Annotated in this window: 21 protein-coding genes; 20 read left to right on the forward strand and 1 reads right to left on the reverse strand. The window is 32.3% G+C overall.

The window, feature by feature from the left end; all coding sequences use genetic code 11:
- The first annotated feature begins 21 nt into the window (after nucleotides 1-21).
- From PF022_RS00945 to PF022_RS01040, 20 genes are all read left to right on the forward strand, one after another.
- Nucleotides 22-2,787 (forward strand): RecB-like helicase, encoded by a 2,766-nt coding sequence (locus PF022_RS00945; protein ID WP_271022473.1) that lies wholly within the window; start codon nucleotides 22-24, stop codon nucleotides 2,785-2,787.
- A gap of 9 nt (nucleotides 2,788-2,796) precedes the next feature.
- Nucleotides 2,797-4,122, forward strand: a complete 1,326-nt coding sequence (nhaA, locus tag PF022_RS00950) for a Na+/H+ antiporter NhaA (protein WP_271022475.1) — start codon at nucleotides 2,797-2,799, stop codon at nucleotides 4,120-4,122.
- 123 nt (nucleotides 4,123-4,245) lie between these two features.
- Nucleotides 4,246-4,515 carry a preprotein translocase subunit YajC gene (gene yajC / locus PF022_RS00955; RefSeq protein WP_271021145.1) on the forward strand — a complete coding sequence of 90 codons (270 nt, stop codon included), beginning with the start codon at nucleotides 4,246-4,248 and terminating at the stop codon, nucleotides 4,513-4,515.
- A 10-nt stretch (nucleotides 4,516-4,525) separates the two neighbouring features.
- A complete protein-coding gene (secD, locus tag PF022_RS00960; protein WP_271022477.1) occupies nucleotides 4,526-6,100 on the forward strand; it encodes a protein translocase subunit SecD in 1,575 nt (524 codons plus the stop codon).
- Complete coding sequence (gene secF / locus PF022_RS00965) at nucleotides 6,100-7,071, forward strand: protein translocase subunit SecF (RefSeq protein WP_271021143.1); 972 nt, start codon at nucleotides 6,100-6,102, stop codon at nucleotides 7,069-7,071. The genes secD and secF overlap by 1 nt, the downstream gene beginning before the upstream one ends.
- Nucleotides 7,072-7,413, forward strand: coding sequence for a DUF6394 family protein (locus tag PF022_RS00970; protein WP_271021142.1), 342 nt, complete (start codon nucleotides 7,072-7,074; stop codon nucleotides 7,411-7,413).
- Nucleotides 7,414-7,421: 8 nt separating this feature from the next.
- Nucleotides 7,422-9,836: a leucine--tRNA ligase gene (gene leuS / locus PF022_RS00975; RefSeq protein ID WP_271021141.1), complete on the forward strand. Its 2,415-nt coding sequence runs from the start codon at nucleotides 7,422-7,424 to the stop codon at nucleotides 9,834-9,836.
- On the forward strand, nucleotides 9,836-10,330 hold the full coding sequence (gene lptE / locus PF022_RS00980; RefSeq protein WP_271021140.1) for an LPS assembly lipoprotein LptE: 495 nt from the start codon (nucleotides 9,836-9,838) through the stop codon (nucleotides 10,328-10,330). The genes leuS and lptE overlap by 1 nt, the downstream gene beginning before the upstream one ends.
- Entirely contained in the window at nucleotides 10,330-11,532 is a 1,203-nt protein-coding gene (locus PF022_RS00985; protein ID WP_271021139.1) for a diguanylate cyclase domain-containing protein, read from the forward strand. Before lptE ends, PF022_RS00985 begins: the two co-directional genes overlap by 1 nt.
- Before the next feature lie 2 nt (nucleotides 11,533-11,534).
- Complete coding sequence (locus PF022_RS00990; protein WP_271022478.1) at nucleotides 11,535-12,686, forward strand: Mur ligase family protein; 1,152 nt, start codon at nucleotides 11,535-11,537, stop codon at nucleotides 12,684-12,686.
- On the forward strand, nucleotides 12,687-13,622 hold the full coding sequence (locus tag PF022_RS00995) for a M23 family metallopeptidase (protein WP_271021137.1): 936 nt from the start codon (nucleotides 12,687-12,689) through the stop codon (nucleotides 13,620-13,622).
- Nucleotides 13,541-13,981, forward strand: a complete 441-nt coding sequence (locus tag PF022_RS01000) for a bactofilin family protein (RefSeq protein ID WP_271021136.1) — start codon at nucleotides 13,541-13,543, stop codon at nucleotides 13,979-13,981. Before PF022_RS00995 ends, PF022_RS01000 begins: the two co-directional genes overlap by 82 nt.
- Complete coding sequence (gene mfd, locus PF022_RS01005) at nucleotides 13,965-16,991, forward strand: transcription-repair coupling factor (protein WP_271022479.1); 3,027 nt, start codon at nucleotides 13,965-13,967, stop codon at nucleotides 16,989-16,991. The genes PF022_RS01000 and mfd overlap by 17 nt, the downstream gene beginning before the upstream one ends.
- Complete coding sequence (locus tag PF022_RS01010) at nucleotides 16,991-17,836, forward strand: TIGR00282 family metallophosphoesterase (protein ID WP_271022480.1); 846 nt, start codon at nucleotides 16,991-16,993, stop codon at nucleotides 17,834-17,836. Before mfd ends, PF022_RS01010 begins: the two co-directional genes overlap by 1 nt.
- On the forward strand, nucleotides 17,820-19,658 hold the full coding sequence (locus tag PF022_RS01015) for a menaquinone biosynthesis decarboxylase (RefSeq protein ID WP_271022481.1): 1,839 nt from the start codon (nucleotides 17,820-17,822) through the stop codon (nucleotides 19,656-19,658). Before PF022_RS01010 ends, PF022_RS01015 begins: the two co-directional genes overlap by 17 nt.
- A 44-nt stretch (nucleotides 19,659-19,702) precedes the next feature.
- Nucleotides 19,703-20,257 carry a hypothetical protein gene (locus tag PF022_RS01020; protein WP_271022483.1) on the forward strand — a complete coding sequence of 185 codons (555 nt, stop codon included), beginning with the start codon at nucleotides 19,703-19,705 and terminating at the stop codon, nucleotides 20,255-20,257.
- A complete protein-coding gene (locus PF022_RS01025) occupies nucleotides 20,254-21,081 on the forward strand; it encodes a S1-like domain-containing RNA-binding protein (protein ID WP_271021131.1) in 828 nt (275 codons plus the stop codon). Before PF022_RS01020 ends, PF022_RS01025 begins: the two co-directional genes overlap by 4 nt.
- Before the next feature lie 79 nt (nucleotides 21,082-21,160).
- Entirely contained in the window at nucleotides 21,161-22,270 is a 1,110-nt protein-coding gene (locus PF022_RS01030) for a Cj0069 family protein (RefSeq protein ID WP_271022485.1), read from the forward strand.
- A gap of 257 nt (nucleotides 22,271-22,527) precedes the next feature.
- A complete protein-coding gene (gene acnB / locus PF022_RS01035) occupies nucleotides 22,528-25,074 on the forward strand; it encodes a bifunctional aconitate hydratase 2/2-methylisocitrate dehydratase (RefSeq protein WP_271021129.1) in 2,547 nt (848 codons plus the stop codon).
- 72 nt (nucleotides 25,075-25,146) lie between these two features.
- Nucleotides 25,147-26,169, forward strand: coding sequence for a cytochrome-c peroxidase (locus tag PF022_RS01040; protein ID WP_442908565.1), 1,023 nt, complete (start codon nucleotides 25,147-25,149; stop codon nucleotides 26,167-26,169).
- A gap of 76 nt (nucleotides 26,170-26,245) precedes the next feature.
- Here PF022_RS01040 and PF022_RS01045 read toward each other — a convergent pair whose 3' ends face one another.
- Nucleotides 26,246-26,746 (reverse strand): peptidylprolyl isomerase, encoded by a 501-nt coding sequence (locus PF022_RS01045; protein WP_271022489.1) that lies wholly within the window; start codon nucleotides 26,744-26,746, stop codon nucleotides 26,246-26,248.
- Nucleotides 26,747-26,749: the final 3 nt, after the last annotated feature.

Below are 26,749 nucleotides of genomic sequence, written 5' to 3' on the forward strand. Positions count from 1 at the left end.
TGTTTGTATGAAGGAGAATTTGTGAAAGACCCATTGTTATCACTTAGTGCATCTGCTGGTAGTGGGAAGACATATCGTCTTGTTTTAAGATATTTGGAATTGTTGTTTTTAGGTGAGAATCCTTCTAATATTCTTACTCTTACATTTACCAAAAAAGCAGCTAAGGAAATGGAAGAAAAGATAGAGAAAACATTGTTTTTAATGAGTATTGGAAAATGTGATAGTAATATTATTAACTATATTGAGTCTAATTATAATATAAAAGTTAAAGATACTATTAGCAATATTTATCAGAGATATTTAGAAGCAGATACAAAAATTATGACTATAGATTCCTTTTTTCAAAGAATCTTAAAAAATTTCTGTTGGTATATCGGTGTCATGCATGATTTTGAGATAAAGAGGGAAGATATAGAAAAAATAAAATTAATAATGCTTGAAAATTTTGAATCTAGTTATGTTAATTTTGATTTGCTTGAGTTTTGCTATAACGAAAAAATAAGCATAAATGAGATTGTTGCTATATGTATTTTCTTGGATTTTTACAAAGAATCTTTAAGTGAAGATTTGTTTTTAAAAACACAAATACAAGACATTGATAATCTAAAAAATGAAGCCATGATATATGCAAGAAATATCCAAGAATCTTATATGTCTTATAAGGGTAAGCTATGTAAGGCATTAGAATTTAAAGACTATGATGAAATGCTAAATAAAGGTAAAACTTGGCTTTTAAAAGATTCCCTTAATGATTATAGGGATTTTTCAAAAGTAGTATTTAATAGTAATGATTTTGTGTGTTTGAAAGATAGGATAAAAGAAGTTTTTTTAAATGAGGAATCTAAATATTTAAGAGATATTTATACTATATTTCAAGTGTTTTTAGATTCTAAGCTTAGATATTATAGGGCTACAAATACCCTTAGTTTCGGTAGTGTGGCTTCAAGTGTATATGAATTATTATTAAAACAAAAAATAGATAAGGAGTTTTTGTATTTTAGGCTAGATTGTAATATTAATCATATCTTAATAGACGAATTCCAAGATACTAGCTTGTTGCAATATGAAATCTTAGAACCTCTAATTAATGAGATAAAATCAGGCATTGGCACAAAGAAATTTTTAAGAAGCTTTTTTTATGTTGGAGATGTGAAGCAGTCTATTTATAGGTTTAGAGGTGGTAAACCGGAGATTTTTGACTTTGCAAGTAGCAGAATGAAAAAGGAGAAATTAAGCGATAATTATAGAAGCACAAAGGAAGTTGTGAGCTTTGTAAATGATGTGTTTTGCAATGTGCTACCAAACTTCACTCCTCAAAATGCTATAAGTAATGAAGCAGGATATGTTTGTGTTAGAAAATGTGGGGATATTAAGCTTGGAGTATATAAAAGCATTTGCACTCTTTTGGAAAATGGAGCATTGGAGAGTGATATTGCAATTTTGGTGTTTGATAACAAGTCAGTTGTATCTTTAGAATCTTTTTTAAAAGAAAAGGGTCTAAAGTTAGTAATAGATACTAGTGAGAGACTTATTTCTCATAATGAAGTTAGAGCATTAATTGAATCTTTAAAGTATTTACATTTCAACAATGATATTTATCTAAGGGCCTTTTATTCTCTTTTGGGATTGGAATATAGCTTAGATGAATTTAATAATATTGACATTACAAAAGAGCCTTCAAATATCATATATAAGATAATGAGTAAGTTTGAAATTGGAAGTTTAAGTGCTAAGAGATTTTTGGAGTATTCTTTATCTTTTGATACGCTAGATGAGATATTAGATGATGTTGAGAGCTTGGATAGTGAGATTGTATCTAGTGATTTGGTTGGTATTAGGATTATGACTATACATAAGTCAAAAGGTTTGGAGTTTCCTCATGTGATAATCATGGATAAAGAGGGCAATAAAGGCGTAAATACGGATAAACTACTACTATCTTCTAAAGATGGGATAAATATAGATAGGATATACAAAAAAAGCAAAAGCACTATTAATAATATAAGAATCTCTTTAGATTCGGACTACAAAAATGCCATAGATAATGAATTAAAAAAGGAATTAGATGATTTAAAAAATCAGCTATATGTGGCTTTTACAAGAGCTAAGAGAAGTATGCACATAATGCTTGATAAAGAAAAAGAGGATAAAGATATAGGAATTTCAATACTTAAGCTAGATGAGTGTGAAATAGGAGACTATAAATTATGCATACAAAATAGTAGCACAACAAAGCTACAAGATGAAAAGAGAGTAATTTTGCCAAACAATAAAAGAATCTTGCATGATTTAGGTAGGCAAATAGATGTGCAAACAATAGAGAAAGTAGATGAAGATAACACTAATTTCAACTTAGAATCCACATTATATGGGGTTGCATTTCATTATTGTATGGAGCAAAAAATTAATAATAACATACAAGATTCTATACTTTTTGAGATTTTAAAAAACAAGCATGGAATCTACCTAAAAGATAGTGTAATAAATGAAATTATTGAATCTTGTAATTTATCTTTAAAAAATGAAAAGTTTAATGAAATTTTACACAAAGGGGTAGTAAAATGCGAAATCCCTTTTTTGTCTAATGGAAAACAAAAACGCTTAGATTTATTGGTTGTTGGAGATAATGAAGCTTTTATAGTTGATTATAAAAGTGGAGTTGCAAACCCTAAGCATATAGAACAAGTGCAAGAGTATAAGCACTATGTTGGTGAGATGTTGAATCGTAAAATATATGGATATATATTTTATACAAAAGGCAATGGGAAATTAGTTGAAGTAATATAGGGGTTACATATGGAAGTAGTAAATGAGAGAGGCTTCTTATCTAGCTTAAAAAAGCTAACACAAAGCGAATCTTTTGCAGGTGTGTTATTACTTTGTTGTGCTATTTTGGCAATGATAGTTGCAAACTCACCTCTTGGTGAAAGCTATGCAGCATTATGGAAGAGCAAAGTAGGTTTTGATATTAATGGTATATTTATTGGTATGAGTTTGGAACATTGGATTAACGATGTTTTGATGGCTTTTTTCTTTTTGGTTGTTGGGTTAGAGATTAAAAGAGAAGTTTTATTTGGAGAATTAGCAGGATTTAAAAGAGCAGCATTGCCAGTTATTGCGGCTTTAGGTGGTATGGTTGGTCCGGGTTTAATTTATTATGCACTAAATGCTGGAACTTCATCTGAACATGGCTTTGGGATTCCTATGGCGACTGATATTGCCTTTGCTTTGGGTGTATTATCCATACTTGGCAAGAGAGTATCAATATCAGTTAAGGTATTTTTAGTTTCTTTAGCTGTTGCTGATGACTTGGGTGCGATTATTGTTATTGCATTATTTTACTCTAGTGGTGTTTCTTTTGAGTGGCTTGGTATTGCAGCGTGTATTGTAGCAGTATTGGTTGCTTTAAATAAAATGGGAGTAAAATCATTAAAGCCATATATGTTGCTTGGTGTATTTTTGTGGATTGCAGTGCATAATAGTGGGATTCATGCGACTATTGCAGCAGTTGTTTTGGCATTTACAATTCCAGTTGCTCCTAAGATAGATACTATATCTTTTATGGATAAATTAAAGAAAATGGTTGATAAATTCCAAGATGCTCAAAATAAAAAAGATACTATCTTATTACATGGAGATCAAGTTGAAGCCTTGCACCACATAGCAGTTCATAAAACAGCAGTGCAAAATCCGCTTGTAAGATTGGAACATGCTTTAGCACCTTATTCTAGCTTTTTGATTATGCCTATTTTTGCGTTTGCTAATGCTGGCGTTACTATAGGAGATAACATAGATTTTGGTTTAGATCATGTATTTTTAGGAATCTTATGCGGACTTGTAATTGGTAAGCCAGTTGGTATTTTTCTATTTACTTTCCTAGCAGAGAAGTTGGGTATTGCAACTCGCCCAAAGGGTGTTACATGGATTGAGATATTTGGTGCTGGTGCGTTAGGTGGTATAGGATTTACAATGTCAATGTTTGTTACTAATTTAGCATTCAGTGGAGAACATGCTCTAGTAGCTACAGATGTAGCAAAAATATCAATTTTAATTGCATCTTTAGTGGCTGGTGTATGTGGAACTATATTTTTTATTGTAAAAGATAAATTGTCTCACCATTAATCTGTAGGCTACCAAATGGTAGCCTGTAATTTCTTCGTTTATGTTTTAAAGCTTTAGTATCATTTAATATTTAAGCTTAAAATTGCTATAATCCTAGGTTTATTTTATCTTAAGGGTTTATTTATGGAGAACGCTCAAAACATTTTCGCGCAACTTTTACCACTTATAGTGCTTATTGCTATTTTTTACTTTTTAATTATACGACCACAACAAAAACAAGCAAAAAATCACAGAGATATGATTGCTTCACTTGATAAAGGTGATAAGATAGTTACTTCTGGTGGATTTATTGTTGAGATTGTAAAAAGGGAAGAAGAGCATTTTATGGTGAGAATGAACGATGATACGATAGTTAAGTTATCAAAAGATTATGTTGCCAAAAAAATAAATTAATAGATTTACTATGAAAAAGTCTTTTAATACAAAATTATTTTTCTTTTTTATAGCTACTTTATTTGGTGTGCTACTATCTATTCCATCATTATTTCAGACAAATGGTCCTAAAGTGGTCTTAGGACTTGACTTGCAGGGTGGATTGAATCTTCTTTTAGGTGTAAAAACGCAAGAGGCTATAAAAAGCAGATACACAACTTTAGCTTCAGAGATTAATTATTATTCGTTAGATGAGCAGATTTTAATTGATTCACTAAAGAGCAAAGAGGATAGCATTAGTTTTTCTCTATTAGATTCAAATGAAATGCAAAAAATTGATGATTATCTAGCAAAAATACCAGGTTTAGTAGTAAATAAAAATAACTTAGACTATACAATTACGCTAAGTGAAACAGAGTTAATAAATATAGAAAATTTTGCAATAGAACAAGCTATTGGAAATATAAGAAATAGGCTTGATCAATTTGGTCTATCAGAGCCAAGTGTAACTAAGCAAGGGGTAGATTCTATTCTTGTGCAACTGCCCGGCATTAAAACACAAGAAGACGAACAAAGGGCATTGGAGCTAATTAGCAAGGGTGGTCATTTACAGATGATGGCAGTAGATGAGGCTAGAAATGCTAGGGTTAATAATATGACAGCACACGAAGCAGAAAGCTATGGAGATGTTATTTTGCCATTTGTTAATGATAGCACGCAAAAGATTCTGCTAAAGGCTATACCTGTGCTAGATGGCTCAATGCTAACTGATGCAAGAGCTGCATATGACCAAAATGGACAACCAATTATTAATTTTACGCTAAATTCTCAAGGTGGAAAGATATTTGGTGATTTCTCTGGTAAAAATGTCGGCAATAGAATGGCTGTTGTGCTTGATGGAAAAGTGTATTCAGCACCTGTAATTAGAGAGAGAATAGGTGGTGGCAGTGGGCAAATTAGCGGTGGATTTAGCGTTCAAGAAGCAAGTGATATTGCAATTGCCCTTAGAAGTGGTGCATTACCTGCTCCTATTGTATTGCTGGAGAAAAGAAGTGTTGGTCCTAGCTTGGGTGCTGATAGCATAAAGGCATCTTTAGTAGCATTAATTAGCGGTTCTATACTTGTTATAGTTTTCATGGTTGTGTATTATGGATTAGCAGGAGTTATAGCAAATATCGCACTTGTTGTAAATATACTGCTAATTATTGCTGTTATGTCCTTATTTGGTGCTACGCTTACATTGCCGGGTATGGCTGGAATAATACTTAGTGTCGGTATGGCAGTTGATGCAAATGTTATTATTAATGAAAGAATAAGGGAAGGTTTTAGGGCAGGAGAGAGTTTTATAAAATCGCTTGAAAATGGCTATGCAAATGCTTCAAGGGCGATTTTTGATTCAAATCTTACAGGATTGATTACCGCTGTGTTATTATATGTATATGGCACTGGTGCCATTAAAGGATTTGCTATTACTATGGCAATTGGAATTATAGCTTCTGTTATTACTGCTATTGTTGGGACGCATGGTATTTTTAGAGCATTACAGAATACTATTTTAAAATCTGGAAATTATTCTCTTTGGTTTGGATATAAAAGGAAAGTATGATGAATTTTTTTAGATATGATAAAGTTTATGATTTTGTAAAAATATCCAGCTATGCAATTGTGTTATCCGCTATCTTGTTTATTACTTCGCTTGTCCTTATGGTTAAGCCCGGCTTTTCGCTTGGGATTGACTTTGCAGGTGGAACTATAATTCAAATTCAATATGATAAACAAGCACCATTACAGCAAATAAGAGGAATCTTGGAAGATATAGAGGCTTATAAGGGTGTGCAAGTTAGTGAATTTGGAGCACCCGAAGAAGTGCTAATTAAGCTACCTACGGCTACTTCTCAAGTGGATAAAAATATAGGCGATGAGATAAGTGAAGCCCTAAAAGAAACTGGTAGCTTTACTATTAGAAGGGTTGATATAGTTGGTCCTAGAGTTGGAGATGAGCTAAAAGAAAAAGGCACTATAGCTTTGATTTTGGCATTAATTTCTATTATGGTATATGTGTCTTATAGATATGAGTGGAGATTTGCTCTAGCTGCTGTATTAGCTTTAGTGCATGATATAGTAATAGCAACTGGTGCTATTATTTTGTTTGATATTGATTTAAATTTAGATGTAATAGCTGCATTGCTCACATTAATAGGATATTCTATCAATGATACGATTATTATATTTGATAGGATTCGTGAGACTATAGGAACTAGGGTTAATAATTCTTTAAGTGATGTGATAAATGAAGCACTATCAGCAACTCTATCAAGGACAATACTTACTTCTTTAACAGTGTTCTTTGTTGTGCTTACATTGTATTTGTTTGGTGGTGAGATAATTGTTGGATTTTCTTTGCCTATGCTTGTTGGCTCTATTGTTGGTAGTTATAGCTCATTATTTGTGGCTAGCAAGCTTGTTGTGCTAATGAAATTTGATTTAAAAAAATACAATCAAAAGTTGGCAGATGCGGAGAAAAAAGCATTGGAGAAGAAAAAAATGCGAGAAATGTATGAGAGGGGTAGAATCTAAATGGATTGGGGTAAGGTTGTTTTTATATTTTTTATTTTAATGAGTTTGACTTCTACTATTGGTTTTTTGTATGACCATAATATGGTAATGCTTTTTATTGCTTGTGGTGTAAATATCATATCTACCATACTTAAAGTTGGAGTTAGAAGCTATATGTCAGCAGAGTTAATGGCAGCATCACTAGTTGCTGATTTACATCTTGTGCCAGCATTTGTTTATATACAGGCTTTTAATGATGTATCAGTTGCTGTTGCATTAGCACTTGGAGCATTAGCTGCAAATGCTGTTTCTATCTTGTTTGTGGCTATTGAGAGTGTTAAGAGTTATAATGATTTTAACTAGGATTTTATATGAAGATAAGAGACATTGAAAAAAAGTGGCAAGACTTTTGGGAAAATAGTGGAGAATATGAACCAAAAGATGATTTTTCTTTACCCAAAAAATATATATTAAGCATGTTTCCTTATCCTAGTGGAAACATTCACATGGGACATGTTAGAAATTATTGTATAAGTGATGCTTTGGCTAGATTCTATAGAAAAAAAGGCTTTAATGTCTTGCATCCTATTGGTTGGGACGCTTTTGGTATGCCTGCTGAAAATGCCGCTATAAAACATAAAACACACCCTAAAGAATGGACATATTCAAATATTGAAAATATGAAAAAGCAACTTTATTCTTTGGGATTTTCATTTTCTAAAAGCAGGGATTTAGCTACTTGCGATCCTATATATTCTAAGTGGGAACAATCATTGTTTATAGATATGTGGGAGAGAGGACTTGTATATAGGAAGAAGGGATTTTTAAATTGGTGTCCTAATGATAAAACGGTCTTAGCAAATGAGCAGGTAATTGAAGGAAAGTGCTGGAGATGTGATACACAAGTAATACAAAAAGAAATGTATCAATATTACATAAAAATTACACAATATGCAGATGAGCTATTAAAATGCCTAGACGAGCTAAAGGATAAATGGCCAAATCAAGTCTTAACAATGCAAAGAAATTGGGTAGGTAAGTCAAATGGTCTTACTTTTAGCTTCAAACTTGAGAAAGCCTGTGGTGATATTAGTGAAGTAGAGGTCTTTACAACTAGGGCTGATACTATTTTTGGGGTTAGCTATTGTGCGTTAGCGCCAGAGCATCCATTGGTTAAGAATCTTTTAGATAGCTTAGATGATGATAGAAAATCAATAATAATTAGAATGCAAAATACATCTAATAAAGATAGATCAATGCAAAAGAAAGAAGGTGTAAGCTTAGGAATAAATGTAATACATCCTCTAACAAATGAGCTAATACCTTTATATGTAGCAAACTTCGTCCTTATGGGATATGGAAGCGGTGCGGTAATGAGTGTGCCTGCACATGATGAGCGTGATTATGAGTTTGCTAAAGAGTATTCTCTTCCTATAAAGCAGGTTATAAAGTCCGATGTGCTTCCATATTGTGATGATGGGGAGCTTATTAATTCTCAAAACTATAATGGCTTAGATTCAAAGAGTGCTAGAGAAAGGATTATTCAATATTTTACGGATAATAATTTGGGAAAAGCAGTTGTAAATTATAAGTTGCGTGATTGGGGTGTGTCGCGTCAAAGATATTGGGGGACACCGATTCCTCTTATACATTGTGATACTTGTGGGATTGTGCCAGAATCTAAGGAGAATCTACCTATAAAACTACCAGAAGATGTAGTAATAGATGGCGAAGGAAATCCGCTTGATAAGCACCATAGCTTTAAGAAATGTATATGTCCAAAGTGTAAAGGAGAAGCAGTTAGAGAGACTGATACTTTAGATACATTTGTTGAATCTAGTTGGTATTTTTTAAGATATACAACTCCGCTAGATAAAAGAGATTCTATGTTGCTTCACAAAGAGAGTGAAGAATATTGGATGAATGTAGATGAGTATGTTGGTGGGATTGAGCATGCAATTTTGCATTTGCTTTATTCTAGATTCTTTACAAAGGTTCTAAGAGATATAGGTTATACAAAATCAAGTGAGCCATTTATGCATTTGCTAACCCAAGGTATGGTTACTAAAGATGGTGCTAAAATGAGTAAAAGTAAGGGCAATGTCGTAGATCCAAATGATATTATTAATGACTATGGAGCTGATAGTGCTAGATTGTTTATACTCTTTGCTGCACCTCCTATAAAAGAGCTAGAATGGAATGATAGTGCGTTAGATGGGGCTTATAGATTCATAAATAGATTGATTTCTAAAGCTAATAATATGAATTTAATAGAGCCTATAGAATCTTTGCCAAACATAGAAGTATCACTTAGTAAAAATGAAAAATATGCTAGAAAAAAGGTATATGAAGCATTAAAGAAAAGCAATGAGGTTTTCTCATCTAGTGAATATCCATTTAATACTCTTATTGCTGCTACAATGGAAGCATTAAATGCTTTAAGTGAGCAAGACAATGTAGATATTTGGCGCGAGGGTTATTTTATATTATTAAATATTTTAGAGCCGATAATACCGCATATCTGTTGGGAACTAAGCGATAAATGTTTCAAAAGAGCCAACTTCTGTGATATACCAGTAAAGCAAGAGGCTTTAAAAGAGGATAGCATAATGTTAGCAGTAACTATAAATGGTAAAAGGCGTGGCGAGATTGAAGTAGAGCTTGGAATCTCAAATGAAGAAATACTTATAAAAGCAAAAGAATCTGTTGCAAAATGGTTGGAAGACAAAGAGATTTTAAAGGAAATTGTTGTTCCAAATAAGCTTGTAAATTTGGTGGTTAAATAATGAGATATGTTTTTTTATCAATAGCTTTATTTTTGGTTGGTTGTGGTTATAAGCCCATGTCTCATCATGTAAGAGAGAATCTAGGTAATAGCGTGTTTATAGAAGTAAAGATAGACACTAGAGATCCTCAAAATAGTGTTATTTTAAAAGATGAAATGTCTAAGATGATATTTGAAAAATTTCACCTAGATATAGCGGATAAGAATGAAGCTGATAATATAATTGAAGCTGAGATTAAAGATATCACATTTTCATCTTTGGCGGAGAATACTTCGGGGTTTGCGACATTTTATAGATGTGAAGTTGTAGTTGAGTTTAAATACTCTACAAAAGATAATCAAAAAACTAGAATCTTTACAAAAAGAGGTGGATACAATTTATCTTTAGGAGATAGCTCAATAATTACAGATTCTATTAGAATGGAAGCTATAAACAAGGCAGCCCTAAAGGCACTAGAAGGATTTATATCACAAGTGGGGATTGAGTTAAGATAATGCAAAATATACAATTAATAGCTAGAGAAGCTTTAAAATTATTAGTGGCAAACAAAAAAGAGCCTACACCAGAGGCATATAAAGAGGCATTTTATGCACAAGCTAGAAAGTTAGATCCAAACTTTGTAGAGGATAGCAGTAGTTTGGATTTACCAAAATTACTATCAATGATTGAAACTGATGTAAAAGAGGAGTTTAATAGAAGCTTTAAAGATAAAGATGAACTATCAATCTATCTTATAAAATCATTAAATAGAGTTTTTGTATATAAGAAAAATTTTAATTTGCAACTAGATTTTGCTAAGTTTTTTTTGCGTATTTTATGCACACACCCAGATAAGGAAGTAAGCACATTAGCAAAGGGGCATTTATTAGATATAGATAAGTTGAATTTTAACTCTATGAATGTGTGGAGAGAAAAATGGCTAGAACAAATAAAGAAGATATCCGAGTTTGAGTTTTTGGATTTAGTTGTTGGCTTAGAGGCTATTGTAGCGTTTGAGGTGGATAATGATGATTTTAAAATATATCAAAATGAAGTAGCAAAATATCTAAGAGATAATAAACCATCAAAAAGTAAGCAATTAGAGTTATTTAGAAAACTAGAAATGACTTTAAAATTAATGTCAAGTAGGCAACCTCAAGTTCAAAGTGAGCCAACTATTAAACAACAAGCACCTATCCCAAAAAAAGTACCTCTAAAATACGCAAATAGTTTAACTTTGCCTATTGATTCTACTACTACACTTATGGATAAAAGTGGTATGGGAGATGTGTTGCATTTTGCAGAGAGTGAATTTAGCAAGAATAATATTGATTATGCTGTAATTGTCTTTGGGATCGCATCTTATAGTAGTGTCATATCAGAGTATGGACAAGAAGCCGGCAAGAGAGTTTTATCTACGCTTGGGAGATTGCTTAAACAATATAGTAATGATAGAGATTTAATTGCATATAACGGAAATGATGAGTTTATCGCTTGTTTGCTTGATAGGAGCGATAAAGAGGCATTAGAGTTTATAAAAATGCTAGATGAAGTTGTAGAAAAAAGTGTGTTTATATATCAACAAACAAGAATAAATATAAATCTAACCGCACAATTATCAAGTCGTGCAAATGAGACTAGTTTAGATTTTATGACTAAAAAGTTATTAGATGAGTTTAATAAACACAAAGAATCTCAAGGAATTATTAAAGCTTAGAGATGAATTTGCTTAATTATTTAGCTAAAAAAGAAGAAGAATATAGGGACTTTGATCCTCTAAGGGCTCCATATATTTTCTCTAAACTAGCTAAAGATTCTAAGAATCTAAGTAATCCAAAATGTAAAATCATACAAATACTTGGCACTAATGGTAAGGGAAGCACGGGGAGATTTTTAGCCCTTATGCTTAGGGCTTTTGGATTTAGTGTTGGTCATTTTACTTCACCTCATTTACTAAGTGTATGTGAGAGATTCTGGCTAAATGGCGAGAATCTTAAGCTTAATGTATTAGATGAAGCATTAAATAAATTTGATTTTGAAGTCTTAGAGGAAGCTAGCTATTTTGAGATTCTGACATTTTTGTCTTTAGAGGTCTTTTCTTCTTGTGATTACTTTATATGTGAGGCTGGGCTTGGAGGAGAGTATGATTCAACTGCTACATGCTTTAAAAGCTATATGAAAGTTTTTACAAAAATTGATTTTGACCATCAAGATAGGTTAGGAAATAGTATAAGAGAAATAGCAACAACAAAGCTAAATGCCATAAGTGTAGAAAATAAATGTGTGTTTGTAGGGATACAAGAACATAATGAAGTCTATAACATAGCTACAAATATAGCAACTCTAAAAAATGTGAAACTTAAAACAATAAAGACAATTCCGCAATATATTAAAGATTATTGCAAGTTAAATAATTATCCACCTTATCAATATGAAAATTTAACTCTAGCAAGTGCTGTGTTGTGCGAACTTGGGATTGACAAAGAGAGTTTGTATAAGATTCCAAAGCTAGATTTGTTAGGTAGAATGCAAAAACTAAGAGATAATGTTTATCTTGATGTAGCACATAATGTAAGTGGTGCTAAGGAAATATTGGAAGTTTTTATAAATTCTAAAATTATTTTGGTTTATAATTCATACTTTGATAAAAATCCATTTGAGATTTTAAAAATATTGCGTCCAATAATAGAGAGAGTAGAGATTTTTGAAGTGAAAGACAACCAAAGAATTATTACTAAAGATAGCCTTTGTGAAATTTTAGATTCATTGCATATAAAATATTGTGATTTTGAATCTATAAATAGCAATCATACTTATTTGGTATGTGGGTCATTTAGTGTAGTTGGCGAGTTTTTGAGTATGGGGTTTTAAATGGTTAAGAATCGCTTTGTTATCACAATTACTGATATTAATGGTTCTAAGCAATACAATATTCATCAATATATGAAGCAAATTGTGCTTTATATTATATTATTAATTATTGCTATATTTTTGTTTAGCTTTGTTTCAATTAGGCTATTGTTAAATGAAGTTAAAGAAATAGAAAATAAACGCGATTTAATGCAACAAGAATATCTAAAAATAAATGATAAAAACGAAAAACTCCAAGCACTAATTGAAGAAAAAACTGATGAGTTAGTAAAAGTATCTGATAGGATAGAGGATTTAGAAGGCATAGTTGGGCTCAGTAATGAAACTAGAGATGTGTCTGATTTGAGTTTAATTGAGAGGGTTGATTTAGCTAGTATTACAGGGGCACAAAAGGCGTTTGTAATGCAATTAATCCCAAATGGTGTTCCAATACGGAGTGAATATAGAACGACCGCTAAGTGGGGAAGTAGAGTGCATCCTATATTAAAGAGGGTTCATTCTCATACAGGTATTGACTATGGAGTTCCTATTGGAACGCCAGTATATGCTCCTGCTGATGGCGTAGCTGACTTTACAGGCAATGGATATAATGGCGGATATGGAATTATGGTAAAATTGGAGCACTCTTTTGGATTTAAGACTTTTTATGCACATTTAAATAAAATTGTAGTCAAAAAAGGCGAGTTTGTAAGGAGGGGACAACTTATAGCATATACTGGAAATACAGGTAGGAGTACCGGACCTCATTTGCATTATGAAATTAGGCATTTGGGGAGGGATTTAGACCCAGAGCCATTTACGGAATGGACTATGAAGAACTATACTCAAATTTTTGAAAAGGAGGCAAGTATAAAATGGCAATCTTTGCTAACAATGATAAACAAGTTATCGGAAATTCGGGAAACACCAGCATTATCGCTCAAGGCACAAGAATAAAGGGTGATATAATTAGTGAGTGTAATTTACATATTGATGGCACATTAGAGGGCAATATAATTGCTAAAAATAATGTGGTAATAGGTAGAAATGGTAATGTAAATGGAAGTATAAATACTGAACATTTAGTTGTTAGTGGTAAGTTGCTCGGAAATTGTGATTGTAATATTGTAGAGATTTTACCTCAAGGTAGAATCGATGGCGAGATTGCCGCAAGAGAGCTTATTATAGAGAAGTCAGCAGAGTTTGTTGGTCAAAGTTTGGTGCATAAAGGCAATGAGTATCAAAGTGCTTATGATAGTAGCTCACAAGGAACTATACCGCTTATAAGCAAAAAAGACGATGCTAAATCAGAGTAGTATTTATGATGCATTAAGCAACATAGATAATTTTGATAAAAAATATAGTAATGGGCTTGTTGTTCTAACTTGCGATAAATATGAAGCACAAAAATTAAGTGATGTAGCTACATTTCTTGGTTTTAGTGCTTTTGTTCTACCTGATTTTAGGGTTGTCTTTGGTGAGGATCTTAGAGCTTATAAAGATGAGTTAAGTGAGATATTATCCACGCTAAAGAGATTCTATAATGCTAAAAGTAAAAAGATTTTATTCTCTCCACTTCAAAGTTTATTGTGTAATTATCCAAAAAAAGAATTGCTTGATGGTTTTTTTATACAAGTTGGGGATATTTTAGATTTAAGTGATTTAAAAAATAAACTTTTTTTGTTTGGTTATGAGTTTGTTGATTTGGTTGAAGTTGATAAAGAAGTGTCAGTTAGAGGGGATATTATAGATATTTTCTTGCCAAATTATGAGAATCCTTTAAGGATTAGCCTATTTGACAATGAAGTTGAAAGTCTAAAATTCTTTGATGTTAATTCTCAAATGTCAATTGGACAAGAGGTTAAAAACATAGAAATATCTCCTGCATTTTTTAACCTTACAACAGAAATTTATGAAGAATTAATAGAAGCAATTTCAAGCAAAATAAAAACTGATAGTATTTTTAGTAATAATGATTTAATTGCCTCATATGGACTTTGGTATTTAAAAGATTCTATTAATATTATTAATTCTTATCCTTTTATTCTTGGCTCTGAAGTTAAAGTTTTAGCTAAGGAATTGTATGAATTTAGTGATCAAAATAACGCAGTCTTAGATAATGTTTTAGCAAGTTGTGAGCTTTTAGATTCGCAAAATTATGAGGACTTTGAATATTCGTTTAATAATGTTTTACAATTTTTAGAATTTCACAAAAACAAAAAAATAACAATCATCGCAAAAACAGAAGCGCAAGTGAGACAAACTGGAATCTCTTTGCAGGAAAATTATGATTTCATCTTAGATTCTGAGCTTGGAATTTGGATTTTAGGTAAAGATGAAGTTATTTTATCGCTAAATTCAACTACAAAGCAAAAGAAAAAAAGACAAAGCAAGATTCTCCTAGATGAGCTAAAAAGCGGTGATTATGTAGTGCATATTGATTATGGAGTAGCTATTTTTAGCGGTCTTGTATGTGCGAATATCTTTGGTGCTAAGAGGGACTTTATAGAGCTTAGATATCAAGGTGAAGATAAACTACTTTTACCGGTTGAGAATCTTGATAGGATTGATAGATATATTTCAGATGGTGGGATTCCGATTTTAGATAGGCTTGGCAAAGGTTCATTTGCAAAGCTTAAAGAAAAGGTAAAAGAAAAGCTATTTTTAATAGCCAATGAAATTATCTCGCTTGCTGCAAAAAGAGAGTTAATAGATGGTATTAAAATAGATACAAATAAAGAAGAGATTCTTATCTTTCAAAGTAAGAGTGGCTTTGTCTATACTGATGATCAAAGCAATGCAATAAAAGAAATCTTTAATGATATTTCAAGTGCTAGGGTCATGGATAGGCTCCTTAGTGGAGATGTTGGGTTTGGTAAGACTGAAGTTGCTATGAACGCTATGTTTGCAACATATCTAAGTGGTTATCAATCAGCCATTATTGCACCAACAACACTTCTTGCATATCAGCATTTTAATACTATTGCAGATAGATTTAGAGAGTTTGGAATTAGAGTTGCTAGGCTTGATAGATATGTAAGCACAAAGAAAAAAAAGACAACTTTAGAAGGCTTAGCCAATGGTAGTATAGATGTAGTAGTTGGCACTCATGCTATATTTTCTGCTAGTTTTAAGAATCTTGCTTTAATAGTTGTTGATGAAGAACATAAATTTGGCGTAAAGCAAAAAGAAAAAATAAAAGAAATAAGCAAAGATACGCATCTGCTAACAATGTCAGCAACTCCTATACCTAGAACTCTAAATATGGCATTATCAAAAATAAAATCTCTAAGTGAGCTAAAAATCTCTCCAAAAGATAGGCTTCCGATTCGAACATTTATAAAAGAGTATTCTAGTGCCCTTTTAAAAGAGGTACTTTTTAGAGAGTTTAGGCGTAATGGGCAGGTGTTTTATATTCATAATAATATCTCTTCAATAGAAAATAAAAAAGAAGAAATACTGCAAATTGTGCCAAATGCAAAAATAGCAATTTTGCATTCTCAAATTTCTGCAAATGATAGTGAAAATATAATCATGGATTTTGCAAATGGTAAATATCAAATTTTGCTTTGCACTTCAATAGTTGAATCTGGGATTCATTTGCCAAATACAAATACTATTATAGTAGATAGGAGTGATTGTTTTGGGATTGCTGATTTACATCAACTAAGGGGTAGAGTTGGGAGAGGCAATAAAGAAGGGTTTTGTTATTTTTTAGTAGAGGATTTTACAAAAATTACACAAGAGGCACAAAAGAGACTTTTTGCTTTAGAGAGGAATTCTTACCTTGGAAGTGGTGGGGCATTAGCATATCATGATTTAGAAATAAGAGGCGGGGGGAATCTCCTAGGCGAAGCACAAAGTGGGCATATTAAAAATATAGGTTATTCCTTATATCTAAGAATGTTAGAAGAAGCAATATACACTCTAAGCGGTAATGTTAAGGAAGAAAAAGCAAATGTAGATGTAAAGTTATCTGTAACTGCATTTTTGAATGCTGAACTAATAGATACAGAGAGAATAAGGCTTGAGATATATAGGAGGCTATCTAGATGTGAAACAATAGATGAAGTGTATTTAATTGAGAGAGAAATTGAAGAAAGATTTGGTAAGTTAGATATTTATACAAGGCAGTTTATAGAACTAATTTTAATTAAAATAGAAGCAAGGAATCATGGAATTAGTAGTATATTAAATTATGGTCAAAATATAACTTTTGTTAAAAATAATGGAAATAAAGAAAGTATCAGTGCAAGTAGCAAAGATGAAGATGATATTTTAAAATGTGTATTTGATTATTTTAAAAATTTAAAAAAGGCTAAATAGTGAGATTTGGATTTATAGGTGATATTGTTGGTAAGATAGGCAGGAATCTTGTTAAGGAGTATTTACAAGAAGCAAGAGAGATTCATAAACTAGACTTTGTAATTGCAAATGGAGAGAATGCGAGTCATGGATTTGGGCTTGGTGTGAATGCGTATTTAGAACTTAGCGGATATGGAATTGATATATTTACAAGTGGGAATCATATATGGGATAAAAGGGATATTGTATCAATTTTGCAAAAAGAAGATTCAAATGTATTGCGTCCTCATAACTATCCACAGGGTGTTGTAGGCAGTGGAATCTTTAGAGGTGAGATACAAAACACTAAAGAGAAATATGCTGTGCTAAATATAATGGGTAATTTTTCTATGCCACAATGTGATAATGCCTTTATTTGTGCTAGAGATTCTGTAGAGAGTTTGAGGAATGAGGGTATTAGAAATATAATTCTTGACTTTCACGCTGAAGCTAGTAGCGAAAAGAGGGCTATGTTTATGATGCTAAAGGGTAAGGTCGGTGCTATTTTTGGGACACATACTCATATAGGAAGCGATGATTTGGAGATATTCTCTGGGACATTTGGTGTTAGTGATGTTGGGCTTAGTGGGGCTAGAGAGAGTGTTATTGGAATGAGAGAAAATGAGAGTATTGAGAGATTTCTAACAGGGATTCCAAATAGATTTGTAGTGCCAGAAGAAAAAGGGATTCCTAGTATTTTTCAGATGATAGTATGTGAGTTAGAAGATGGAATATGCAAAGAAGCATATAAGCTAAAAGCCGTTGATGGCGGAAAGATAGAAAGAACAATTAACGCTTTAGGGAGAAGATGTGAGAGAAATAGTTGATTTACTAAAAGCAAATAATGAAATAAAAATAATAAACAAACCACTTGATGTAAATTTAGAGATTCCGCATTTGGCGTATTTAGAAGTTAAGAAAAAAGATTCTAAGGCTTTATTATTTACAAAGCCAATAAATAAAGAAAAAGGCATAGAGTATGATGTGCCAGTATTAATGAATCTCTTTGGATCTTTTAGTAGGGTTAAATTGCTAATTGGTGATGTAGAGCATATATCAAAAGATATTGCATTTTTATTAAAGTTAAAACCGCCAAAAAATTTCACTGAAGCATTATATATGCTACCAAAATTATTAAAGCTTAGATTCCTGTCTCCTAAAAATGTCAAACATGGTCTATCGCAAGAGATAGTAAAGCTAGGTGATGAAGTAAATTTAGATGAGATTCCTATTTTAAAGACATGGGAGCATGATGGTGGAGCGTTTATCACTATGGGGCAGTGCTATACACAAAGCTTAGATGGCAAGGTTAAGAATCTTGGTATGTATAGATTGCAAGTGTATGATAGGAATCATTTAGGACTTCATTGGCAGATACATAAAGATTCAGTAGAAATATTAGAAGAATACAAAAAAGCAGGACAAAAAATGCCTGTAAGTATAGCAATAGGAGGGGATGCACTATATACTTGGTGTGCTACTGCACCGCTTCCTTATGGAATCTTTGAGCTTATGTTGTATGGATTCATAAAAGGTCGTAAGGTAAAAATGCTAAAGTGTATTACAAATGACATTAGTGTGCCTTATGATTGTGATTATGTTATTGAAGGATTCGTAGAGCCAGAGCTTAGAGATGAGGGTAGATTTGGTGATCATACTGGATTTTATACTCCTATTGAACCATATCCTGTGCTTAAAGTTAGTGCAATTACAAGAAAGAAAAATCCAATATATCTAGCAAGTGTAGTAGGTAAGCCACCACTAGAAGATAAGTATCTTGGCTATCCAACTGAAAGAATCTTCTTGCCACTTTTACAAACAACTACTCCTAATTTAATTGATTATTATATGCCTGAAAATGGAGTTTTTCATAATTTGATACTTGCAAAGATAAAGGCTAGATTCCCAAGTGCTGCAAAGCAGAGTATGCATAGTTTTTGGGGGGTTGGTCAGATGAGCTTTGTAAAACATGCAATTTTTGTAGGCGAAGATGCTCCGGCTTTAGATTCTAAAAGTATAGTACCTTATATTTTGGATAGATTTAGTGTGGATAATTGCCTCTTTAGCGAGGGTGTATGTGATGCATTAGACCATGCTTCTCCAAGCTTTGCTGAAGGTGGTAAATTGGGAATTGATTGCACTAAGGTTTCTATGTTAGATAGTGTAGAGATATTATTAGATGATAAATTAAAAGAAAAGCTAGAGAATGTCTTTAATGGCGTCTCTTTAGTTAAGCAACACTATTGCGAGAGTAAAAATCCAATCACACTGCTTGGAGTTGATAAGAAAAGTTGCATTTGGGATTCTTTTAGAGAAGATGAGATTGTAAAACTATCTAAGAGCTTAAGAATCTTAGTTGTGCTTGATGTATCGCAGAATGACTTTGATAATTTGTATATGATTTTATGGAGGGTTGTTAATAATATAGATAGCAAAAGAGATATTAAAATCATAGGTAATATAATAATAATTGATGCAACAAATAAGAATATAAGTGATGGATATACAAGAGAGTGGCCTATGGAGACTAATTGCAACAAAGAAGTGCTAGATAGGTTAGAGAAAATGGGATTGCTTGATGATATAGAGGATTTGCGAGAATTTTATAGAAAGTTTCATATAGATAAGTCTTACTACACAAAGACTTAACACATTTTTGCAACAATAAATAAAATCATTTTAAAGGTTTTATTATGGCAAACAGCTCAAATATGAGTCGTAATACATACATTGGCGATATAAGTAGGATAGTGAATTCTCTAAAAGAAGATAATTTAGATGAATCTGTAATAAGAAAAAGAATGAAAAAAGAATTCGCACAAAAAACTAGTGTAGGTGAGACAATAGCGTTATATGTATTGGGAATCTCTTTTGTTTTTATAGTTGTATTTGGTATGCATATATGCTATGCAACGATAATGTGGGAAGCTGATATTTATAATTTTTGGGATAGATTCTCACCTTATTTTTCTATGATTATTTTCTTTGCTTTATGTTTGGTGGTTTTTGTTATTTTTGTGGTTTTTATGAGATTCTTTGTTGATTATTTTAGGTATTTTAAGGCACTTGATGAAAGTTTTGGATATAACTTTTATTTGAGGCTTTTTAGGGGATTGTGTATTTTTGCTTTGGTGTTTGTTGGCGTGTTTTTAATGGTTGTGTTATTTTCTAGTTGGCAGATTTCTAATATTTATAATGTAAGATTTGATATTACTTTAATTAATGTTTTGGGGGAAATTTTTGATTGAAAGATGTAGGCTGTATTAAAAGGCTAGAGATTGCCAAGATAGTATCTATTGGTGCTTATTTAAAAAAAGATGATTCATTGGTTTTATTACCTGTTAGATATTTATCTTCTACTTTAAAAGAGGGTGATTTTGTAGATGTATTTTTATACACAGATTCAGAAGATAGGTTAATTGCTACTACCTTGAATCCTTTGGCGCTTCTTGGCGAAATTGCAGCTTTAAGGATAGTTGATAAAAATAATTATGGTTGCTTTTTGGATCTTGGAATTGCTAAGGATATTTTTATGCCCACTAAAAGCTCTGAACCATATAAAGTTGGAAGTTATGTTGTTGTGTTTATAGACAAAGATAAAGAAGGTAGGCTAATAGCTAGACATAATATTAAATCATATTTAAAAAATATAAAAGATTCTAGCTTAAAGGTGTTTTGCAAGGTTTCTATTTTGCCGTTTAAAAGAACAAACTTGGGTTATGAATGTGTAATAAATGGTAAATATCTTGGACTTGTATATCACAATGAAGTGTTTATTAAAGATTTTTTGTTTAACAAACAAGTAGGATATATCAAAAGAATTTATAAAGATGGCAAATGTGATTTGTCTCTAAAACCACCTATGGAAAAGAGCAAAAGTCAAGCAGAGAGGGTTTTTATGATTTTAAAGTCAAATGGTGGAGTTATGAAGTTTGGTTACGATAGTAGTCCGCAAGAGATTTTGGAAGTCTTTGAGATGAGTAAAAAATCTTTTAAAAAATCATTAAGCGATCTAATAACAGAACATAAAATTGAAGTCTTTGATAATTGTTATATTAGGATTCTATATTAAATAAAATCTTTCTATTTTATTTATAAATTATATAAGTTTTGATAGCCTTTTGTTGTATTTCAAATTTTAGGAGAGGTTAATGAAGAAAAACATTGTTTTTTTTGAAGCAAAAGGTGGAAGCGATAAGGGTGCTGATGGACACAGAAAAGATACGATGCCTATGGTAAATGCTTTACAGGCAAAGGGTTGGAATGCTGAGGTTGTATTTTTTGATGATGATATTTTAAGAAATGAATCTGAAAGAAATAAAATCTATGAATACGTAAGAGATAATGCAGATGGATATGTATCTCGTGTAAATCCGGGGAATCTTAGAGAAGAGAAACTTTATTTTGATGTGCTAAGAAAACTATGTGCTGATGGGCTAGTTGGTATGCCACATCCTGATGCAATGATAGGCTATGGTGCTAAAGATGCACTAACAAAACTAGCAGATACTGACCTTGTGCCAAGTGATACTTATGCGTATTACGATCCAAAAGAAGCACAAAGAATCGGTGTAGTAATGAGTGATAAGCATGATTTTAAAAAGACTTTTCCAAAAACTCTAGCTAAAGGCGAGAGAGTGCTAAAGCAAAATAGGGGTTCAACTGGTGAAGGTATTTGGAGAGTTAGACTAGAATCTGCTGATATGTATAATAAGTGTGAATCTCTACCGCTTGATACAAAAATAATATGCACAGAAGCAAAAGATAACCACACAGAAGAAAGACAACTTGGTGAGTTTATGGATTTTTGTGAGCATTATTTAGTAGGTGATAATGGTATGCTTGTTGATATGACATTCTTACCAAGAATTAAAGAGGGAGAAATTAGAATCTTAATGCTTTATAAAACTCCTGTATATGTTGTGCATAAAAAACCAGCTGAAGGTGGCGATGCATTCTCTGCTACACTCTTTAGTGGTGCGAAGTATAGATATGATGAGCCAAAAGATTGGCAAAGTCTTATTGATTGGTTCTTAGCACAATTACCTGATATTAGAAGTAAGCTTGGAAATTATGATTTACCACTTATTTGGACTGCAGATTTTATCCTAGATACAGATAGTAATGGTAAGGATAAATATGTTCTTGGTGAGATTAACTGCTCTTGTGTTGGCTTTACAAGCCCTGAAGAATTTATGGCAAAAATAGCTGTTATGGTTGGTGATAATATCGTTGATATTGTTAGCGAGAAAAAAGCATAAACCTATAAAAATAGTTAGCATTAAGCTAGCTATTTCTTCTTAAAAATTAATTTTTATTTTACTTTTTGTTTAGTTTTGAAATATCCAATAAAATTCATGTAACACTACAATCCCTTATTATTTGATATGTAACTTATGTTTAATTTTTTTTGTAAAATATTTATAACTTTTTATAATAGGTTTCAAAAACAAAAAAAGTATTTTTTAAACAACATTGATTTAAACTATATAAAATTACGCAATAAAAGGAGTTACAAGTGGGTTTTATTGAAGAGTATAATAATCATGTAAATGAAAGAAAGAATCAAAATATACCGCCTTTGCCACTTAATAAAAAACAAGTATTAGAAGTAGTAGAGCTATTAAAGAGCGGGAGTAATACAGAATTTTTGGTTGATTTACTTGCAAATAGAGTATCTCCAGGTGTTGATGAGGCAGCACAGGTTAAAGCACAATTTTTAGACGATATAGTAAAAAATAAGATAGAAGTTAAAGGAATTTCAAAAGAATATGCAATAGAGCTTCTAGGAAGTATGCTTGGTGGATATAATATTGCACCATTAATAGAAGCTTTAAAAGTCAATGATGATATAGCCAAATGTGCTGCAAGTGCTTTAAAAAACATTATATTAGTTTATGAATCTTTTAATGATATTGTAGAGCTTAGTAAAAGTAATAAATATGCAAAAGAAGTTCTAGAATCTTGGGCGAATGCAGAGTGGTTTTTAAATAAAAAAGCACTAGATGAAAAAATTACTGCTGTTGTATTTAAAATCGATGGAGAGACAAACACAGATGATCTGAGCCCAGCAAGTGATGCATTTACAAGAAGTGATATACCGCTTCACGCTCAAGCGATGCTAAAGAATAGAACTGAAAATGCATTTTCTAGGATTGAGGAGCTAAAAGAAAAAGGTTACCCATTAGTTTATGTTGGTGATGTTGTTGGAACTGGTAGCTCAAGGAAATCAGCATGTAATTCTCTAGTGTGGCACATGGGTAGAGATATACCATATATACCAAATAAAAAATCTGGTGGTTTGGTTATAGGCAGTGTTATAGCACCTATTTTCTTTAATACATGTGAAGATAGTGGTTGTCTGCCAATCATAGCTCCTGTAGATGAGTTAAATGAAGGAGATGTAATTGAGATATATCCATTTAAAGGCGAGATTGTTAAAAATGGTAGTGTTGTATCAAAGTTTGATTTAAAGCCAAATACTCTTGCTGATGAGATTCGTGCTGGTGGCAGAATAAATCTAATTATAGGCAGGGGATTGACTGCTAGGGCTAGAGAAGTATTGGGAATGGATAGAGAGAATATTTTTGCTAAGCCTACAAGTAGCTTACAAGAGGCGAAAGGATATACACTAGCACAAAAGATGGTAGGTAGAGCTTGTGGTGTGGCTGGAGTGTTGCCCGGAACTTATTGTGAGCCTCTAGTAACAACTGTTGGAAGCCAAGATACAACAGGTGCTATGACAAGAGATGAAGTAAAGGAATTAGCCTCTTTAGGATTTAGTGCGGATTTTGTTTTGCAAAGTTTTTGTCATACTGCAGCTTATCCAAAACCTGCAGATGTAGAACTACAAGCGACTTTGCCTACATTTATGAGCAGTAGAGGTGGTGTAGCACTTAGAGCAGGAGATGGAGTTATTCACTCTTGGCTAAATAGAATGGTATTGCCTGATACTATAGGCACTGGTGGGGATTCTCATACTAGATTCCCTATTGGTATTAGTTTCCCTGCTGGTAGTGGGCTTGTAGCATTTGCTGCTGTTACTGGTTCTATGCCACTTGATATGCCCCAATCAGTACTTGTTAGATTTAAAGGAGAAATGCAAAAGGGAATAACCCTAAGAGATCTAGTAAATGCAATACCATATTATGCCATTAAGCAAGGATTGCTAACCGTTGAAAAGAAGGGAAAGAAAAATATATTTAGTGGCAAGATATTGGAAATAGAGGGGTTAGAAAACTTAAAAGTAGAACAAGCCTTTGAGCTAAGTGATGCTAGTGCAGAGAGAAGTGCTGCAGCATGTACAGTTTCACTAAATAAAGAACCAATAATTGAATATCTAAAATCAAATATAACACTTATAGAGGCAATGATTGAATCTGGCTATGAAGACTCTAGGACACTAAAGAGAAGAGCTCAAAAAATGCAAGAATGGATAGATAATCCACAACTATTAAAAGCAGATAAAGATGCAGAATATGCGGCAATTATAGAAATAGACTTAAATGAAATTACAGAGCCTATTTTAGCTTGTCCTAATGATCCAGATGATGTAGCTACATTAAGCGAGATACTATCAAACCCAAATAGACCTAAAAAAATAGATGAGGTATTTGTCGGAAGTTGTATGACAAATATAGGACACTATAGAGCATTAGGTGAAGTATTAAGAGGCGAAGGTATGGTTCCTACTACGCTTTGGGTTGCACCTCCAACCAAAATGGACGCTAAGCAGCTTAGTGATGAAGGATATTATTCTCTCTTTGGTGCAGCTGGAGCTAGAATTGAAGTGCCCGGTTGTAGCTTATGCATGGGGAATCAGGCTAGAGTTAGGGATAATGCAGTGGTATTTTCCACTTCTACTAGAAATTTTGATAATAGAATGGGAAAAGGTGCACAAGTATATCTTGGAAGTGCAGAACTTGCAGCTATATGTGCCTTGCTTGGTAGAATCCCAACTAAAGATGAATATTTGGAGTTAATTCCAAAGAAAATAGAAGGCAAGAGTGAAGATATTTATAAGTATTTGAATTTTAATTTAATATCTGATTTTAGGCTTAAATAGTGTATAATTATTTTTTATTTGTTAATTATATTAACAAATAAAAAATATTACTTAATGTTTAGGAGGATGAACATGCGTTTTATACATGCAGTGTTAAGTATGTGTTTGGTTGGCTCTTTAAGTGCTAATCCATTAATTGATGAGGCTAAGAATGCTGGTCTTGTTCCACTACCAAAGGATCAAAAAGGTGTTGAGAAAATCTTGACTGATCTTGGTGTTGAATTTAGTAAATTTACAGAAGAAAAGGCAGAGTTAGGCAAAAAGTTATATTTTGAACCTAGACTTTCGAAAAGTGGTATTATATCCTGTAATACATGCCATAATTTAGGGCTTGGTGGCACAGATGGAATTTCTGCTGCGGTTGGTCATAAATGGGTGGCAAATCCACATCATCTAAATTCTCCAACGGTTTATAACTCTGTATTAAATTCATCTCAATTTTGGGATGGCAGAGCAGGGACATTAGCAGATCAAGCGAAGGGTCCAATTGAAGCAGAACCAGAAATGGCTACACCTGCAAAATTAGCTGTTGAGAAGATATCGTCATTACCAGAGTATGTAAGCGAGTTTAAAAAGATATATGGCAAAAGTGGTGTTACATTTGACAATATAGCTGATGCTATTGCTACTTTTGAAAGAACTCTTATAACTCCTTCAAGATTTGATGAGTTTTTAGAGGGAAATGAAAAAGCATTAACTAAGAAAGAGCAAGAAGGTTTGAGGCTGTTTATAGATAAAGGTTGTATTGCGTGTCATAATGGCGTAAATCTAGGTGGTAGTATGCAGGCATTCCAAGTTGCAAATCAATATAAATTTGCTCATCTAGGAGATTTTAAGGGAGATGAAAATGGAATGGTAAAAACTCCTACTTTAAGAAATATTACAGAGACTGCTCCTTATTTCCACAATGGTGCGATTTGGTCTTTAAACGAAGCTATTAGAGAAATGGGAAGTGTTCAGCTTGGTATTAATATTTCCAAAAAAGAGGCAGCAACAATTGAAGAATTCTTAAAATCTTTAACCGGAAAGAAACCTGAAATTACATATCCACAATTGCCAGTTTCAACAGAAAAAACTCCAAAGCCTGAGCTTTAATTAAATACCACATTATGTGGTATTTAATGCTATGTTTTGTTTTTGATTAAATTATCGTTGTCTTAAATTTAAAATCTTAAGAATCTTTGCCTTCTATTGTTTCTACAATTTTTATTTTGATTATTTTGTCATTTTGCTTGATTTTAGATAGCACTTGCAGACTTTCTTTATCTTTTATTTGTCCAAAAATAGTATGCATACCATCTAAATGTGGCTGTGGTGCGAAGCATATAAAAAATTGACTGCCTCCAGTGTCTTTTCCAGCGTGTGCCATAGATAGAGTTCCTGCTAGATGTTTGCTTGCATTATTTTGACATTCGCATTTTATTCTATATCCAGGACCACCTCTGCCATCTCCATTTGGACAACCTCCTTGTGCTACGAATCCTTTAATTACTCTATGAAAGTTTAAGTTGTTATAAAATCCGCTATTTGCGAGTGAAGCAAAATTTGCAATTGTATTTGGTGCTTCTTGTGTTAAAAGTTCAAATATCATATCACCATTTTCTGTGCTAATAATTGCATATTTTAATTTTTCTAATTCTTCTTTTGATGTATTAAATTCTTTTAATTCCATGTA

The organism is Helicobacter sp. WB40 (assembly GCF_027859275.1).
GTDB lineage: Bacteria > Campylobacterota > Campylobacteria > Campylobacterales > Helicobacteraceae > Helicobacter_D > Helicobacter_D ibis.

Coding starts and splice junctions, on each gene's coding strand:
- nhaA (WP_271022475.1), top strand. CDS start 2,797: ATGGAAGTAGTAAATGAGAGAGGCTTCTTATCTAGCTTAAAAAAGCTA.
- yajC (WP_271021145.1), top strand. CDS start 4,246: ATGGAGAACGCTCAAAACATTTTCGCGCAACTTTTACCACTTATAGTG.
- secD (WP_271022477.1), top strand. CDS start 4,526: ATGAAAAAGTCTTTTAATACAAAATTATTTTTCTTTTTTATAGCTACT.
- secF (WP_271021143.1), top strand. CDS start 6,100: ATGAATTTTTTTAGATATGATAAAGTTTATGATTTTGTAAAAATATCC.
- PF022_RS00970 (WP_271021142.1), top strand. CDS start 7,072: ATGGATTGGGGTAAGGTTGTTTTTATATTTTTTATTTTAATGAGTTTG.
- leuS (WP_271021141.1), top strand. CDS start 7,422: ATGAAGATAAGAGACATTGAAAAAAAGTGGCAAGACTTTTGGGAAAAT.
- lptE (WP_271021140.1), top strand. CDS start 9,836: ATGAGATATGTTTTTTTATCAATAGCTTTATTTTTGGTTGGTTGTGGT.
- PF022_RS00985 (WP_271021139.1), top strand. CDS start 10,330: ATGCAAAATATACAATTAATAGCTAGAGAAGCTTTAAAATTATTAGTG.
- PF022_RS00990 (WP_271022478.1), top strand. CDS start 11,535: ATGAATTTGCTTAATTATTTAGCTAAAAAAGAAGAAGAATATAGGGAC.
- PF022_RS00995 (WP_271021137.1), top strand. CDS start 12,687: ATGGTTAAGAATCGCTTTGTTATCACAATTACTGATATTAATGGTTCT.
- PF022_RS01000 (WP_271021136.1), top strand. CDS start 13,541: ATGGCAATCTTTGCTAACAATGATAAACAAGTTATCGGAAATTCGGGA.
- mfd (WP_271022479.1), top strand. CDS start 13,965: ATGCTAAATCAGAGTAGTATTTATGATGCATTAAGCAACATAGATAAT.
- PF022_RS01020 (WP_271022483.1), top strand. CDS start 19,703: ATGGCAAACAGCTCAAATATGAGTCGTAATACATACATTGGCGATATA.
- PF022_RS01030 (WP_271022485.1), top strand. CDS start 21,161: ATGAAGAAAAACATTGTTTTTTTTGAAGCAAAAGGTGGAAGCGATAAG.
- PF022_RS01040 (WP_442908565.1), top strand. CDS start 25,147: ATGCGTTTTATACATGCAGTGTTAAGTATGTGTTTGGTTGGCTCTTTA.
- PF022_RS01045 (WP_271022489.1), bottom strand. CDS start 26,746: ATGGAATTAAAAGAATTTAATACATCAAAAGAAGAATTAGAAAAATTA.